The sequence below is a fragment of the Candidatus Electronema sp. TJ genome, from assembly GCF_048287355.1.
GTDB lineage: Bacteria > Desulfobacterota > Desulfobulbia > Desulfobulbales > Desulfobulbaceae > Electronema.
Genome location: NZ_JBLWEP010000053.1, coordinates 1 through 13,205, shown reverse-complemented (window position 1 = coordinate 13,205; position 13,205 = coordinate 1). Strand labels below are relative to the sequence as shown.

The 13,205-nt window shown below is 55.1% G+C and carries 19 protein-coding genes; 16 read left to right on the top strand and 3 right to left on the bottom strand.

The features are described from left to right. On the bottom strand, nucleotides 1-229 hold a 229-nt coding region (locus tag ACNKID_RS05775; RefSeq protein ID WP_417912483.1), incomplete at its 3' end, for a transposase-like zinc-binding domain-containing protein. A 98-nt stretch (nucleotides 230-327) separates the two neighbouring features. Between ACNKID_RS05775 and ACNKID_RS05770 the strand changes: the two genes are divergently transcribed. The 3 genes from ACNKID_RS05770 (at nucleotide 328) to ACNKID_RS05760 (ending at nucleotide 2,050) form a co-directional block, all read left to right on the top strand. Beyond that, entirely contained in the window at nucleotides 328-984 is a 657-nt protein-coding gene (locus tag ACNKID_RS05770) for a M48 family metallopeptidase (protein ID WP_417912482.1), read from the top strand. A 149-nt stretch (nucleotides 985-1,133) separates the two neighbouring features. After that, nucleotides 1,134-1,754 (top strand): Panacea domain-containing protein, encoded by a 621-nt coding sequence (locus ACNKID_RS05765; protein WP_417912481.1) that lies wholly within the window; start codon nucleotides 1,134-1,136, stop codon nucleotides 1,752-1,754. Between the two features lie 5 nt (nucleotides 1,755-1,759). Further along, nucleotides 1,760-2,050, top strand: coding sequence for a hypothetical protein (locus ACNKID_RS05760; protein ID WP_417912480.1), 291 nt, complete (start codon nucleotides 1,760-1,762; stop codon nucleotides 2,048-2,050). 58 nt (nucleotides 2,051-2,108) lie between these two features. Here the strand turns inward: ACNKID_RS05760 and xseA are convergent, their stop codons facing one another. Then, a complete protein-coding gene (gene xseA / locus ACNKID_RS05755) occupies nucleotides 2,109-3,323 on the bottom strand; it encodes an exodeoxyribonuclease VII large subunit (RefSeq protein ID WP_417912479.1) in 1,215 nt (404 codons plus the stop codon). Nucleotides 3,324-3,476: 153 nt separating this feature from the next. On the opposite strand from xseA, the gene ACNKID_RS05750 reads away from it, so the two are divergent. The 12 genes from ACNKID_RS05750 (at nucleotide 3,477) to waaF (ending at nucleotide 10,460) form a co-directional block, all read left to right on the top strand. After that, nucleotides 3,477-4,196 carry a YfgM family protein gene (locus ACNKID_RS05750; protein WP_417912478.1) on the top strand — a complete coding sequence of 240 codons (720 nt, stop codon included), beginning with the start codon at nucleotides 3,477-3,479 and terminating at the stop codon, nucleotides 4,194-4,196. A gap of 62 nt (nucleotides 4,197-4,258) precedes the next feature. After that, on the top strand, nucleotides 4,259-4,693 hold the full coding sequence (locus ACNKID_RS05745; protein ID WP_417912484.1) for a putative toxin-antitoxin system toxin component, PIN family: 435 nt from the start codon (nucleotides 4,259-4,261) through the stop codon (nucleotides 4,691-4,693). Beyond that, nucleotides 4,680-4,940 (top strand): toxin-antitoxin system HicB family antitoxin, encoded by a 261-nt coding sequence (locus ACNKID_RS05740; protein WP_417912477.1) that lies wholly within the window; start codon nucleotides 4,680-4,682, stop codon nucleotides 4,938-4,940. The genes ACNKID_RS05745 and ACNKID_RS05740 overlap by 14 nt, the downstream gene beginning before the upstream one ends. A gap of 1 nt (nucleotide 4,941) precedes the next feature. Further along, nucleotides 4,942-5,793, top strand: coding sequence for a pantoate--beta-alanine ligase (gene panC, locus ACNKID_RS05735; protein WP_417912476.1), 852 nt, complete (start codon nucleotides 4,942-4,944; stop codon nucleotides 5,791-5,793). 3 nt (nucleotides 5,794-5,796) lie between these two features. Then, nucleotides 5,797-5,991 (top strand): type II toxin-antitoxin system HicA family toxin, encoded by a 195-nt coding sequence (locus tag ACNKID_RS05730; RefSeq protein ID WP_417912475.1) that lies wholly within the window; start codon nucleotides 5,797-5,799, stop codon nucleotides 5,989-5,991. Then, nucleotides 5,988-6,323 (top strand): type II toxin-antitoxin system HicB family antitoxin, encoded by a 336-nt coding sequence (locus tag ACNKID_RS05725; RefSeq protein ID WP_417912474.1) that lies wholly within the window; start codon nucleotides 5,988-5,990, stop codon nucleotides 6,321-6,323. The genes ACNKID_RS05730 and ACNKID_RS05725 overlap by 4 nt, the downstream gene beginning before the upstream one ends. A gap of 8 nt (nucleotides 6,324-6,331) precedes the next feature. Next, nucleotides 6,332-6,964, top strand: coding sequence for a hypothetical protein (locus ACNKID_RS05720; protein ID WP_417912473.1), 633 nt, complete (start codon nucleotides 6,332-6,334; stop codon nucleotides 6,962-6,964). Continuing rightward, entirely contained in the window at nucleotides 6,964-7,290 is a 327-nt protein-coding gene (locus ACNKID_RS05715; RefSeq protein WP_417912472.1) for a cupin domain-containing protein, read from the top strand. The genes ACNKID_RS05720 and ACNKID_RS05715 overlap by 1 nt, the downstream gene beginning before the upstream one ends. A 54-nt stretch (nucleotides 7,291-7,344) precedes the next feature. Then, a complete protein-coding gene (locus ACNKID_RS05710) occupies nucleotides 7,345-7,866 on the top strand; it encodes a Uma2 family endonuclease (protein ID WP_417912471.1) in 522 nt (173 codons plus the stop codon). Between the two features lie 36 nt (nucleotides 7,867-7,902). Then, the gene (locus tag ACNKID_RS05705; protein WP_417912470.1) at nucleotides 7,903-8,910 is read left to right on the top strand and encodes a zinc dependent phospholipase C family protein; all 1,008 of its coding nucleotides are present in this window, start codon (nucleotides 7,903-7,905) and stop codon (nucleotides 8,908-8,910) included. Nucleotides 8,911-8,912: 2 nt separating this feature from the next. Next, nucleotides 8,913-9,392 (top strand): hypothetical protein, encoded by a 480-nt coding sequence (locus ACNKID_RS05700; protein WP_417912469.1) that lies wholly within the window; start codon nucleotides 8,913-8,915, stop codon nucleotides 9,390-9,392. Next, nucleotides 9,393-10,460, top strand: a complete 1,068-nt coding sequence (gene waaF / locus ACNKID_RS05695) for a lipopolysaccharide heptosyltransferase II (protein ID WP_417912468.1) — start codon at nucleotides 9,393-9,395, stop codon at nucleotides 10,458-10,460. It abuts the gene before it with no gap. Here waaF and ACNKID_RS05690 read toward each other — a convergent pair. Continuing rightward, nucleotides 10,433-11,410: an omptin family outer membrane protease gene (locus tag ACNKID_RS05690; RefSeq protein ID WP_417912467.1), complete on the bottom strand. Its 978-nt coding sequence runs from the start codon at nucleotides 11,408-11,410 to the stop codon at nucleotides 10,433-10,435. The two genes, waaF and ACNKID_RS05690, sit on opposite strands and share 28 nt — an antisense overlap. 576 nt (nucleotides 11,411-11,986) lie before the next feature. On the opposite strand from ACNKID_RS05690, the gene ACNKID_RS05685 reads away from it, so the two are divergent. Beyond that, on the top strand, nucleotides 11,987-13,205 hold a 1,219-nt coding region (locus tag ACNKID_RS05685; RefSeq protein ID WP_417912466.1), incomplete at its 3' end, for a hypothetical protein.

The following is a 13,205-nucleotide window of genomic DNA, read 5'->3' as shown; positions in this document are numbered from 1 at the left end:
GGATTTGCCGCGTCTTTTTTTTGAGCCAAGAAGCAAGTGTCTGCCGGCTGACACCAAACATGCGGGAAATGCCTCTCATGCTGGGACGTTCATGATAAGCGCCGATTATCTCTTCCTTCTTCTCTTCGCTCCAGCGCGGGCAAAGATGCAGCACCGCACGTTTATTGCAGTCTTTACACCAATACTGCTGCTGCCCTTGAGCGTTATGTCCGTTTTTCACGATGTTCACGCTGTCACAACAGCGACATCGGTGGGTGATGATTTCTTGTATCATCACCCTATACTAACTCATCACTTGCCATTTGACCACCACCGAATATCAAACACATGCACCTTGCCGTCTATCCGCCCGCAGGCCGGGTGCGTCTTGCGGTTCCCCTGCGGATGAATGCTGAAGCTGTCCGCCTCTTTGCCGTATCAAAGTTAGGCTGGATCAGGCGGCACCAGCGCAACTTTGCTGATCAGGAACGCCTTGGCCCCAGAGAATACAAGGAACGGGAAAGCCATTACTTCCAAGGGCGGCGGTATCTGCTGCGTATCAAAGAAACCAGTGGTGCGGGCTATGTTGAGTTGCAAAGCAAAACGTACTTAGACCTGTACGTCAAGCCTGATGCCGAGCTTGAATACCGGCGCAACGTCATCAAGGAATGGCACCGCAGAGAGCTGAAAAAGAGCATTGCAGAGCTGGCAGAGCATTGGACAAAAAAGATGAATGTTCAAGTTGCCTTCTTTGGTGTCAAGCAGATGAAAACGAAATGGGGTTCCTGCAACATCACGCAAAAGAGAATCTGGCTGAATCTCGAACTTGCAAAAAAGCCGCTTCCTTGTTTGGAATATGTTCTTGTGCATGAATTGGCTCATCTTCTGGAGCGGCACCATAACGACCGTTTTCATGCCCTTGTGAGTCAATATCTGCCGGGATGGAAACAGCTCCGGGACGAATTGAACAGGTTGCCGGTCAATCATGCGGATTGGACGTATTGAGCGGCAGCAGGAGTGTTGGCATCTCAATATGTTGCCAATTGACAACCTATCTACAGCAGGATACAATACACTGAGCTGCATTTCTGTTTTTTTCAGAGCCTGTCGGGCTGTGCATTTCCATTTCAAACCCTTGCTCGATACAGTCTGCCATGTGCCAAATCAACGCCGCTGCACTCGCCGAATTCATCCTGATTTCTTATCCTGATAAGAACATCACTCCGATGAAATTGCAGAAACTTGCCTATTACGCAAAGGCCTGGGCACTTGTTGCAGGCAGGCCGTGCATTGATGCTGCATTTGAACGGTGGGAATATGGCCCGGTGAACAGGTCTATTTATCTTTCCTATAGGGATTTCAGCAAGCAGTCTATTCCTACGCCTGCAACTCCATCAGAGCAGCAGATACAAGGTGAAGATGCGGAGCTGCTGAAATTCATCCTCGATCCTTATGTGAATCAGTCTGCTGTTGCTTTGAGCGCAATGACGCATAAAGAAACACCGTGGGCAGATACGCCGCCCGATCAGGTCATTCCTGATCAGGTTATCTATGCTTACTATTCCAAACTTTCCTTTGCAAAAAATTTCCAAGGCAAGAAATGGAATGAAGGGGAATATTTCGTTCTGAAAACCAATTCGTGGTATTCATTCACAATGGACATGACCGAAGAAGAGGCGGAAAACTATGCGTCATATCCTTCTTATGCGGATTATCTGGAGCGTCGCAAAAAGGCGGATGAAAACGCAAGACGCTTCCTGCAAAAGTTTTTCTGATTGCTTTGCCCCACTCTTTTGATTCACATGACAGGAAATACCTTGCAGAACTTATGCGGGATTTACCTGTCACCCCTCCTGTTTCTCTTGATGAGTCAATAGAACGGATCAAAGACTTCTGCAACAGCCAACCGCCTGCGGAAGAGTTCGCCGAAGTGCTGCAAAAATTGCCGCAGCGCATTTGCCGTTCGCCATGCGGCGCAGCACGCTTCACATGCGGCATTTCAAGCTTGCTGAAAGGCGCGGCAAGCGTTCCCAAAGGCATTTGCAGCGGCAGGAGCGGCGTTGCAAGCTGATGCAATCTCAGCAAAACTTGCCCGCGCCAAGCGGAAGGCCGCAGCAGCAGCGGCTGACTCAGGCTTTTCCGACAACCGAGCAGCGCAGCCACCCGTCGCGCAGCAACACTTCAATTTCTTCTCCAATATCCGCCTGAGCCGCCGCTGTGATCACCGCGCCGTTCTTCTTGCTTGCCGCCGCATAGCCGCGAGCCAGCGTTGCCAGCGGACTGACCGTGCCGAGCAGCTCCGCCGTCTGCGCCAAGCTCTGCTCTTTCCTGCTGATCAGCCGGTTCATCGCCTGCGCCAGCCGCCGCTCCAGCTCGGCCAGCTTCTGCTCCTGCACAGCAAGGGTTTGCGCCGGGCTTTGCTGATGGAGGCGATGCTCCAGCCGCTCAAGGCAGAGTTTTTTATCCGTCAGCAGGGTATTCATCGCCCGACGCAGCCTGTGCGCCAGTCCGTCCGCCTGATCAGCAAGAGCGGCGTTGTCGGGCAGAAGCATCTCCGCCGCCGCGCTGGGCGTGGGAGCGCGGAGGTCAGCAGCGAAATCGGCAATGGTGAAATCAATCTCATGCCCCACCGCGCTGACCACCGGAATCGCTGAACGCCGGATTTCACGCGCCAGCTGCTCATCATTGAAGGCGGCCAGATCCTCAGCAGAGCCGCCTCCCCGGCAAAGAACGATGATCTCCGTTTGCAGCCGTCCCAGCGCCGCCAGCCGGTTGATCTCCGCCAGCGCCTCGCGCAATTCCGCCGCCGCGTTCGCGCCCTGCACCGAAGCGGGACACACACTGATCCGCGCCTGCGGGCAGCGGTCGCGGGCCACGCGGATGAAATCATGCGCCGCCGCGCCGCTCGGCGAAGTCACCAAGGTGATGTGGCTGGGAAACGGCGGCAGCCGCCTCTTCTTGTCCGCATCAAACAAGCCTTCTTCAGCAAGCCGCCGCTTGAGCTGCTCAAACGCAAGATGCAGGCTGCCCGCGCCCTGAAACTCCAGGGCATCCACGACGAACTGGCAGTCGCCGCGCTGCTCATACACGGAAAGCCTGCCCCGGCAGATGACACAATCGCCGTCCTTCGGCTGCCGCTCCAAATATCGCCGCTGCATTCGGAACAGCACGGCCTTGAGCTGCGCGTCCTCATCTTTGAGGGTGAAATAGAGGTGGCCGGAGGTTGGCTGACGCAGGCCGGAAATCTCCCCGGCCACATTGATCAAGGCAAAGCAGCCCTCAAGAACAGTGCGGGCTGCGGCGGCCAGTTCGGCCACGCTGAAAACATGCTGACTCTGATTCATACGGCAAAATGCGCGGCAGGGCCTCAAAAGATTAATGTCTTTTTCAAGCTGCACGGTATAATACTCTGTTCACCGCAGCAAGCGGATTCTGCATCCGCCGCCCGCAGCGACAAGCCCGGCATAAAAATAACCCCATCATATTGAGAGCGCAGCATGGACAGCAAACCAAAACATGTTTTCCACGTCACCTTGCAGGAGCAGGCTGCTGTCGGCACGCCCGGCGTGCTTGACCAGCTCCATCTGCCCCCTGCCTTGATCACCTTCCTTCAGAAAAATCAGCGCGTGATCTGGCGGGTTGCCATTGTCGCGGCAGTGGTGATCACCGCTGTTTCCCTCTACAGTTCTTGGCGCGAGCACACCTTGAACAAGGCGGCGGCGGCCTATGATCAGGCGGCGGAGATTGCTGATGCAAAGGAGAAGCGGGCCGCGTTCCAGAAGGTCGCTGATGAGCACAGCTCCACGCCGTCCGCGCTGTGGAGCCGGATCGCCCTAGCCCATCTCGATCAGCAGGAAGGCAAGACTAAGGATGCCATTGCCAAAATCACTGCTGCGGAGGCGGAGGTCTCGGCGAAAAATGTGCTCAAGCCGCTGCTTCTGGTCAATCTCGGCGGTCTTTACGAGCAGGACAAGCAGTTCGACAAAGCCGAGGGACTGTATGAGCAGCTCAAGAGCTTCAAAGGCTTTGAGCCGATGGCCTTGGACAGCTTGGGCCGGGTGTATGAGGCGATGGGCCAGAAAGACAAGGCGGTGCAGATGTATCAGCAGTACATGGGCCTGACCGAAATGGGCAAGGAAAAGAAAGAAGGCGCACCGGTGCACAGTTTCCCGGAGCGCGAGCTGGTGCAGGCCAGTTTGAACCGGCTGTTGAAGTGAGAGAGGAGAAAGAGGGAGAGTCTGCTTTGAGCAAGACTCTCTCTCTTTAAAACATCATGCTGGTGACATTGGACACAAATGTCCTGTATCAGGCGTTAAGAAGCGCAGACGGAGCATCGCATTACATTCTGTCTCAAGTCCGGCAAAGAAATATTCATATCGCGTTTTCTGTTGCCCTTTTTAATGAATATGAAGATGTTCTGAAACGGTCGGCTTCGCTTGAAGCATTCGGAATGAATGCAAGCGATATTGATAAGTTTCTGCGTTTCATAGCCTTTGCAGGAGTGCCTTGCGCAACCTATTTTTTATTTCGTCCAAATCTGAGAGATGAAAAAGACAATATGGTTCTTGAAGCAGCTATTTCCAGTCAAAGCGATTATCTGATCACCAGCAACATAAAAGATTTTTCTGGAGCGGAGCTGAGGTTTGATCAAATCAGGATTGAAACTCCAACCGAGTTTGTCAAAATATGGAGAAAATTGCATGGGAAAGGCTAATGTTTTGACTCTTAGAATCCCTTCAGACTTAAAAGAGAGAATCGGCAGAATCGCAGAAGATCAAGGCGTGTCCGTCAGCCAGCTGGCGATGTATATTTTTGCAAAAGAGATTGGAAAGATGGAAGCAGGACAGCAGCTCGGCCACTGCTGGAAGGAACATTCTGTTCAGGAGCTGACCGCTGATTTTGATGAAGTGATGGCCAAGGTGCAGCGCAATCCCGTTCCTGATTGGGACAGGGTGGAATAACGTGCTCATCATCCATCATCCTGCCGCAATGACTGCTTGGGCCAAAGAGCAGGCCAAGGCAGGTCGTAGCATTGCTTTGGTGCCGACGATGGGCTATTTTCATGAAGGCCATCTCAGTTTGATGCGGACAGCGGCCCGTCATGCGGATGTGGTTGCGGTCAGTCTTTTTGTCAATCCGACGCAGTTCGGCCCGCAGGAGGATTTGGCCGCTTATCCCCGCAATTTTGAGCGCGACCAGGCAATGGCGGAAGGCGCAGGCGTGCAGGTGCTCTTCGCGCCGGAAGCGGCGGACATGTATCCAGCCGGATTCTGCACCACAGTCACGGTCGGCAAAGAGCTGACTGATCAGCTTTGCGGCGCGTCACGGCCTGGTCATTTCGCCGGAGTGGCCACGGTGGTCTGCAAGCTCTTCCAGATCGTCCGGCCTGACGCAGCTGTGTTCGGCGAAAAGGATTTTCAGCAGCTTGCCGTGATCCGCCGGATGACCGCTGATCTGAATCTGGGCGTGGAGATCGTCGCGCATCCAACCGTTCGGGAGGAGGACGGGTTGGCCATGAGTTCGCGCAACACCTATCTTGCTCCGTCGCAACGGGAAGCCGCGCTCAGTCTTTCCCGCGCCATCGCGCTGGCCCGCAAAATGGCCGCTGAGGGCGAGCGCAGCGCGGAGCGGCTGACTGCCGAGTTACGGGATTTCATCCATTCCTTCCCTGCAACAGCGGTGGATTACATCAGCTTTGTTGATCAGGACAGCTTGCGGCCTGCCGAGGAGATTGATGCGCAAACCGTGCTGGCCTTGGCGGTGAAGATCGGCGGCAAAGTGCGATTGATTGATAATGGCAAGGTGCTGGCATGAACCATGCCAAAGAAGATCAGAGAACTTGTTGAAGAGCTGCAAAAGAACGGATTTGCTGACAGAGGCGGCAAAGGAAGCCACAGAAATTTCATGCATCCGCAAGGAATCAAAATAACCTTGTCTGGGAAAAGCGGAGATGATGCCAAGCCATATCAGGAAAAAGATGTGAAACTGGCTCTGTCAAAGGTGGCACGATGAAAAAGATGGCAGACAGATATTTAAAAATAGTGGAGTGGAGTGAGGAGGACCAGTGCTATATTGGCCGTTGTCCCGGCCTGATGCTTGGCGGTGTGCACGGTGATGATGAATTGTCTGTTTACCAAGAGCTGTGCCAAGCAGTTGATGAATGGATTCAAATTTATAAGGAGGATAGCATTCCTCTGCCAGAAGCAACTGCCGCCAAGACCTTCAGCGGCGAGCTGCTGCTGAAAGTGGGAGAGGCAATTCATCGCAAGCTGGCCATCCGCGCTTTGCAGCAAGGGGAAACTTTAGAGCATTATTGCAGAAACATCCTGAATCAATATAGCTGAGCTTGCCTGTGAAACCATTTTCAAGATGGACGATTGCGGAGGTTGAAGAGCAGTTTAATCTCAAGTTCTGTAAGCATCATGCAATATTGGAGGAATGGCTGAATGCTCCAGCCGCGCTTGCTCCGGCGGAAGAGCTGCTGCTGCAAGAGCTTTGCGGCAAGCTGCAAGATCATGTCTGGGATTGGAACGAAGGCGAGCTGAAAGGAAAATTTATCTTCCCTTTGCTGGCAGCCGTCAACTTTGACGAGGAACAGTATCAATCCTTTATAGAACGAGAAATTTCTGTCAAAATAGAAAATGACACGTTGGGCGGAACTGTTGATTTCTTTGTTGCCAGCGGAAAACGCTATCCGAAACACCCATATTTCTTCATCCACGAGTTCAAGAAAGAGCATGATTCGTCCGGCGATCCGCTGGGGCAATTGCTGGTCACGATGACAGCAGCGCAGAAACTGAACCATGACGGCAAACCGGTATATGGCTGCTATGTGATGGGGCGGCTCTGGTTCTTTGTTGTTTTGCAAGAAAACGATTATGCTGGCAGCTTAGCGTATGACGCAACGAAAGAGGACATCAAGGACATCTTCAGCATTCTGAAGAAAACAAAAGAAATTATCGCCAATCTGATACTTGCAGCATAGTGGCAAACAACATCTTCTCATCCCTTCCTGAAGAGCTGGACGCGGAACTCTTTACAGAACTGCTGCGAGAGCAAAACATCCGCATCGAGCGTATTGTTTCCCAAGGGCATGCATCGCCTGCGTCAGGCTGGTATGATCAGGAAGACAATGAATGGGTGCTTGTGCTTGAAGGGGCAGGAACAATCTTATTTGCAGACGGCAGGAAGACAACGTTGAAGACAGGAGATTTCCTCCATATTCCCGCCCGCGAGAAGCATAAAGTCGCCTGGACAGACCCGGACAGGCAGACTGTCTGGCTGGCGGTGCATTATCCGGCCTCTTCCTGACACAAGAAGAAAGCTCTTCGTTTCCTTTCAGCATTCCAGCAATTGCAACAAAAGATGCCGTCGTTCAATCACAGCTACATTTGCGCGCAACTCATGCGTCAGTTTCTGCTGGATGAATCCTTGCAGCCAATGCCTGATTTGACCTTAGATATAGAGAGCGGCATGAGTCCTGATATTTCTGTCTTCAGAAAAGAGGAGGTCAAGCCTGATTTCTTTGAAGACATCCTCAAAGCAAAAAAAGCTCCTGTGCTGGCGGTGGAAGTGATGGGCCTGCATCAGAGCATTCAGGAAATGCTGGACAGTGCCAAACTGCTGCTCAAAGCATGGGTGAAAGCGGTCTGGATTGTGGAGCCGTATGCCAGAAGCGTCTTTGTCCTCAGCGGCAAAGAACAGAGGCTGTTCCACCAGGAGCTGGTTGAGACAGAAGGAATACGGGTTGATTTCGCCAAAGTTTTCTTCGTTGAACGCTGGAGAGGCACGGCTGTGGTCAGCAGTGGCAAACAGCTGACATCAGGACAGGCGGCGATCATGCCGCCTGCTGTCAGTTCGTCGGCTGCCGGAATTCTCCGCCATTGATTCAGCTTGAACCATCAAAAGAAAGGAGCAACGCGCATGGCTGGAGGATACACCCACATCACGCTGGCGCAGCTGGCGGCGGAAGAAGCTCTGCACCGCAGGCCAGGGCTGCTGCATGACGAGGCCCGGCAGGCTTTGCAGGACTGCCTGAACTTCCTTGTCATCGGCTCGATGGGGCCTGATTACCCGTATTTGGATATTGCCGACAGCACTTCCGAGGCATGGGCGACAGCCATGCATCAGCCGCGCTGTCTTGAGCTGATCCGTGCTTATGTGCGCCGCATCCGTCAGATGAGCGTCGGCGCGCAGGCGCGTCGGAAATGCATCGCCTGGCTTTTCGGCTTCGCTTCGCACTGCGTGACCGACGGCGTGGTGCATCCGGTTGTGAATATGAAGGTCGGCCCGTATGAGCAGAACAAGACCGAGCACCGCCGCTGCGAGATGTCGCAGGACGTGCTGATTCATGCGAAGCTCAACATAGGGCCGATAGCCTTGAATCAGCAGCTCTCCCGTTTTGTCGCCGAGACCACGGACAGCAGTGGTCTCCGCACCCGCCTTGACCGCGACGTGGCAGGGCTGTGGACAGATGCCTTGAACGCTGTGTTCCGCAAAGGCCAGCCTCGCGCAGCATCCTTGACACAGTTCATCTTTCCGTGGCTTGACCGCAGCTCGTCCGCAAGCGGTTTGACTCCTCCTGATCCTGATGAATGGCAGCGGGCCATGCTGCGGATCATGCGGCTGGCTGAAAGCGGAGGCAGGCTGACTCCCCTTGCCCGTCACGCCGCTGTCCGCTCCGGGCTGACCTATCCAGAGAAGCCGGAAGAGCAATACGTCAGGAATCTGCAAGTTCCGCACCAAGACAAGGGCATGGATTTCGAGCTGGTGTTTGATAAAGCCCTTGGCTGCGTGGTTGAGGTCTGGGGGCATCTGTCCTTGTCCCTGCAAGGCAAGCCTTCGCCTTTGGACAGCATGGTCGGCTGGAGTCTTGACACCGGCTATGCGGACGGTCAGCAAGGCAGCTGCAACTATATGTTCTGGAACTGACTATGACCCCTGAGCGAAAGAAACTTGTGCTGATCCTTGTCGCGGTCGCCATCTTTGATCTGCTGACAGCCGCAGGCGTGTATCTTTGGTGGGTAAAAAGCCGCCCGGAGCAAGTCCGTTTTCCTGACGAGAAGGAACGGGTATCTTTGGCCGTGCGGATGCAGAGTCTGAGCCGGGCAGTGGATGGTTACTTTGCCCGTCAAACAGCTCCTCCGACTGGGAGCGATGCGGAGATACTCCGCCAAGCGGTTGCTGATGTCCCTTCCCTGCTGGCTGCGGACTTCGCCCCGTATCTGCTCAAAGTGCAGCCTCAGCAGGCTTACGCTGTCTTGCTGCTTTGCACGAAGGATGGCGGCCGGGCCATTCTTGAGGACGCAGGCTGCTCCGTCCGCTTGGACAGGCAGGCGCGTGACAACGCCCCTTGTGCCTTCACCCTGCGGGTCCAAGAAGGCTGCCGGGTGGAAGGAGCTGACAAGCCGTAGATGCGTCCGCTGCCCTCATATCCACGCCGCATCCTTGTCCGTTCCACTAACTGGATCGGCGATGCGGTCATGACCACGCCTGCGCTGCGCAGCATCCGCCGCAACTTCCCTGATGCGCAGATCACCCTTCTGGCCCTGCCTTGGGTGGCAGATGTTTTCGTCGCCTGTCCGCATCTTGACCGGATTCTCCTCTACGACAAACAAGGACGGCACAGCGGCCTGCAAGGGAAATGCCGCTTGGCTGCCGAGCTGCGGGCAGAACACTTTGATCTTGCCATTCTCCTGCAAAACGCTTTTGAAGCCGCGCTGATTGCATGGCTGGCCCGCATTCCCATCCGTGCTGGTTACAGCACAGACGGACGCGGACTGCTGCTGACGCGCAGCGTGAGGAAGCACCCGGAGATTGGCGCACAACATCAGGTGCATTATTACCAGGCCATGCTCGCTGGCTTGGGCTTGCGGCTGGACAAGGATGATCCAGAACTGTTCCTTGCCCCGGCGGCGGCCAAGGAGGCGGATGCCTTGCTGGAGCAGGCTCGGCACGGGAAAAACATGCCGGTTATCGGCCTGAACCCTGGAGCCGCCTATGGCCCGGCCAAACGCTGGCCGAGCGCGAAATATGCCGCCTTGGCCAAAGGCTTGACCGCAGCGGCTGATGGGCTGATCGTTGTCTTCGGCACTCAGGCGGACCAGCAGGCGGCAGCGGAGATTGCAGCTGCCGCCGGAGGCCGCATCTTAGATCTGACCGGCAAGACCAGCCTTGCCCTGGCCTTGGCCTGCATCGCCCGCTGCGATGTCTTTGTCACCAACGATTCTGGCCTGATGCACGCCGCAGCCGCCTTGAGCACGCCCTTGGTGGCGGTCTTTGGTTCCACTGACCATATCGCCACAGGCCCTTTTGCCCGGCAAGCAGCTGTCATCCGCCATCCAATGCCGTGCAGTCCCTGCCTGAAAACGCATTGTCCGCAAGGACATCTCCGCTGCATGGAACTGGTCAGCGTGGAGGAAGTCCAGCAGGCCGTTCTGACCCTGCTCTCTGCTCAGAACGAACGTCCGACCGTCAGATAGCCGGAAGTCTGCCTGCTCTCAGCCTCCATCTCAATCCTGCCCAAGGGCTGGCCGTTCTCGCTCTGCTGCTGCTCGCCGTCCGCTTCCATCTTGACATGATTCATGCCCGCCTTCAGAGACCATTGCGGGGCAATATAGTATATGCCAGCCAGATCAAGCAGCCAGGCCGTGCCATCCATGTCGCCTGAAGCGGCTTTGCGACGCAACGGCAGCAGCGTCTCATCCTCAATGCTGATCAGCGGGGCAAAGGCGAGATTGCCCGTCAGTCTCAACTGTGGTGTGAGCTGATATTCAGAGCCAAGGAGCAGGTACGGCATGGAGACATTCTGCTCATAGCTCACCCCTCTGACACTGCCGCCTTGATAGTCGAAGCCCGGCAGGCCGGACGGAGAGTTCTGGAAGAGCAGCATGCCGTCCTGCTCGAACTGCTGATGCTGCCAGCCAAGGCCAGCATACGCGCTCCACAGGCCCTGCTGCCAGAAGGTCCATTCCACATTCAAATCCGCGATCAGGGCATCAAAGGAAGAAACCTCGCTTTCTGAATACACATCCACCCGCTGCGGCATGGATTCGGTCAGCCAGTCACGGTCAATGATATGATTGTCAGGCTCAGTGAGGCTGGTCTTCAGGGTGCCGTTGATCCGCCAGGAAGGACTGAGCGTCCAGCCTGCGTCGAACCGGGCCAGCCAGGTGTCCAGCGGCCATTTCAGTTCGCTGGCCGGAAACAGACCCTTGCTGCGCAGGCCATCTGTCCGCACCGCCTCGCCGCCCACAGCGTATTTGCTCTCGCCGCTCATGACCTCCACGCCAGCAGCCAGATCAAGCTGCATGGGCAACGAGTATCCTTCGCCCGCAGCTGCCCGCGCCTCTGTCCGGCAGCCTGCGCCAAGCAGCGCGGCACCGGCCAAGGCGGCGCAGAGCATCGCTTTCCTGTTCTCTGAAAGCCGCATCTTTGTTCTCCTTAGGATTGAGCAGCCGACGCATCTGGGCGCGGCTGCGGAATTCTCTCGCGGCACGCTCTGGATGCCCGTTCTCCGTGCAGCAGCCAAAGCGTCATTGCACGCTGAACTGTACACGATTGCTGGAAACAACTCAACCGTTCCCGCCGCCCGCGCTTGGTCCGCCGCTTCCCTGCCGCATTGTTTTTCTGCGCTCATGTTCAATGCATGTTAGGAATGTATGTGTTTTCAGTTTGTTGCATAGAACGCTGATTGCAGTGATTTATTTTATTTATTTTACAATCACATAGACATAGGGGTATTCTGAATCAATACGATTGTCAGCAGCTGACGCTCTCAATCAAACGTATGAATTATTTTGCTTGAAATGATAACGGCGATTGCTGAGGCAGGCCTCATGCCGTGCAGGTCGCAGCAGCTGTTTCTTCAGCCAAGGACTGATGCCGCGCCGTTGACAGCAATATTTTTATATTTCAGAAGCGGCAGCAAAGGCGCGGAGACTGCGCCTTGCCTGACTTCATCCTTGTTTTCTCATTCCAAGCCAAACCAGCGCAGCGAGGAAAGAACATGAAGATAGCACCGCGTGAGATCACCGTAGGGCCAAGAGAGATCATCACCCCGTACAGACCAATTCCATTGAAGGTGCCGGAGGGTCTGAAACCTAACGAGTTCTTCAACAGCAAGGAGAACCTGCACGATCTGGTGCAGAACAACGGTCTATTGCTCACCCCGGAGAATTTGCTGCTCTACCGCAAGGCACTGGGACACAGCCGGGAGTTTGACGCGTCTATTATATACAACACCTCAGAGTGCATACTCAATCCTCTTGGCCGTCCGGTGCGCCGCACGCAGCTGCCCGACAATGTCAAGCATGTCTGGAACAGGATGAATCAGATCATCATCTCCTACATGCTGGAGCAGTATCCTGACCCGGACGAGGCCTTGATTCTGGCTGGCGAGGCCAGTCTGGACGCGACCTGGCCGCTGACATCTCCCGGCGTGCCCAGCATCCGCATGATGCACAACCATTTCATTGTCTTCAGCAAAGACGAGCTGCGGCAGGCCAAACTGGCTGACATGAATAATCCCAACCTGACTGACGGCGGCCAGCACAGCCTTTTTGAATCACATATCCCGCATGTGTACCGGGAGTTCTTTGACAAGGCGCTCGATCTGAAGATGCTGCGGCCTGCTGACGCTGAAGCAGCGAAGATCGCTCTGACCGGGTATCCTTGCGGACTGCCAAGCTGGGAGATCATCGACGGGGAATTAGCCTTGCATGACATCCGCTTCTGGCGGGAATACGACATGATTCTGAAAGGCTTCCTTGATTTCTACAGGACCTTCTTCGGCCAGGTCTCTGTGCGCAACTCCTCCATGCCTGATCATGTTTACTTCCCGGAGCACGTTGAGAATGTCCTGCTCTATAACAATGACTTCCTCAAGACCGCCAAGAAGGTGCGCGAGCATTGCAGCAAAAATGCCGAGTACGCCAACGCCATCCGCTGGCAGCCAGCGTTCAAGCAGCTCATCTACCGCAATGACGCAGGCAAGCTGATTGTCACCATCAGTCAGAACTCTGTCGGCAATGCCATCACCGAACTGCTGGGCGTGGTTGCGAACCGTGTTGCCGACGCAACGGCCTATGAGCAGTTTGAAGACAAGCTGATGGAAAGGCTCTTTGAAGTCCGGCGGCGGCTTATTGAAGCCGACCTTGGCGTGATGGTGAAGAATCAGTACTGGCATGAAGAACATGCGGCGGCAAACGTGCCGGAAGAAGAGGCGG

Excerpts from the sequence above, each read along its gene's own strand:
- ACNKID_RS05770 (WP_417912482.1), top strand. The coding sequence starts at position 328 with ATGCACCTTGCCGTCTATCCGCCCGCAGGCCGGGTGCGTCTTGCGGTT.
- ACNKID_RS05765 (WP_417912481.1), top strand. The coding sequence starts at position 1,134 with ATGTGCCAAATCAACGCCGCTGCACTCGCCGAATTCATCCTGATTTCT.
- xseA (WP_417912479.1), bottom strand. The coding sequence starts at position 3,323 with ATGAATCAGAGTCAGCATGTTTTCAGCGTGGCCGAACTGGCCGCCGCA.
- ACNKID_RS05750 (WP_417912478.1), top strand. The coding sequence starts at position 3,477 with ATGGACAGCAAACCAAAACATGTTTTCCACGTCACCTTGCAGGAGCAG.
- ACNKID_RS05740 (WP_417912477.1), top strand. The coding sequence starts at position 4,680 with ATGGGAAAGGCTAATGTTTTGACTCTTAGAATCCCTTCAGACTTAAAA.
- ACNKID_RS05730 (WP_417912475.1), top strand. The coding sequence starts at position 5,797 with ATGCCAAAGAAGATCAGAGAACTTGTTGAAGAGCTGCAAAAGAACGGA.
- ACNKID_RS05725 (WP_417912474.1), top strand. The coding sequence starts at position 5,988 with ATGAAAAAGATGGCAGACAGATATTTAAAAATAGTGGAGTGGAGTGAG.
- ACNKID_RS05710 (WP_417912471.1), top strand. The coding sequence starts at position 7,345 with ATGCCGTCGTTCAATCACAGCTACATTTGCGCGCAACTCATGCGTCAG.
- ACNKID_RS05705 (WP_417912470.1), top strand. The coding sequence starts at position 7,903 with ATGGCTGGAGGATACACCCACATCACGCTGGCGCAGCTGGCGGCGGAA.
- ACNKID_RS05700 (WP_417912469.1), top strand. The coding sequence starts at position 8,913 with ATGACCCCTGAGCGAAAGAAACTTGTGCTGATCCTTGTCGCGGTCGCC.
- waaF (WP_417912468.1), top strand. The coding sequence starts at position 9,393 with ATGCGTCCGCTGCCCTCATATCCACGCCGCATCCTTGTCCGTTCCACT.
- ACNKID_RS05690 (WP_417912467.1), bottom strand. The coding sequence starts at position 11,410 with ATGCGGCTTTCAGAGAACAGGAAAGCGATGCTCTGCGCCGCCTTGGCC.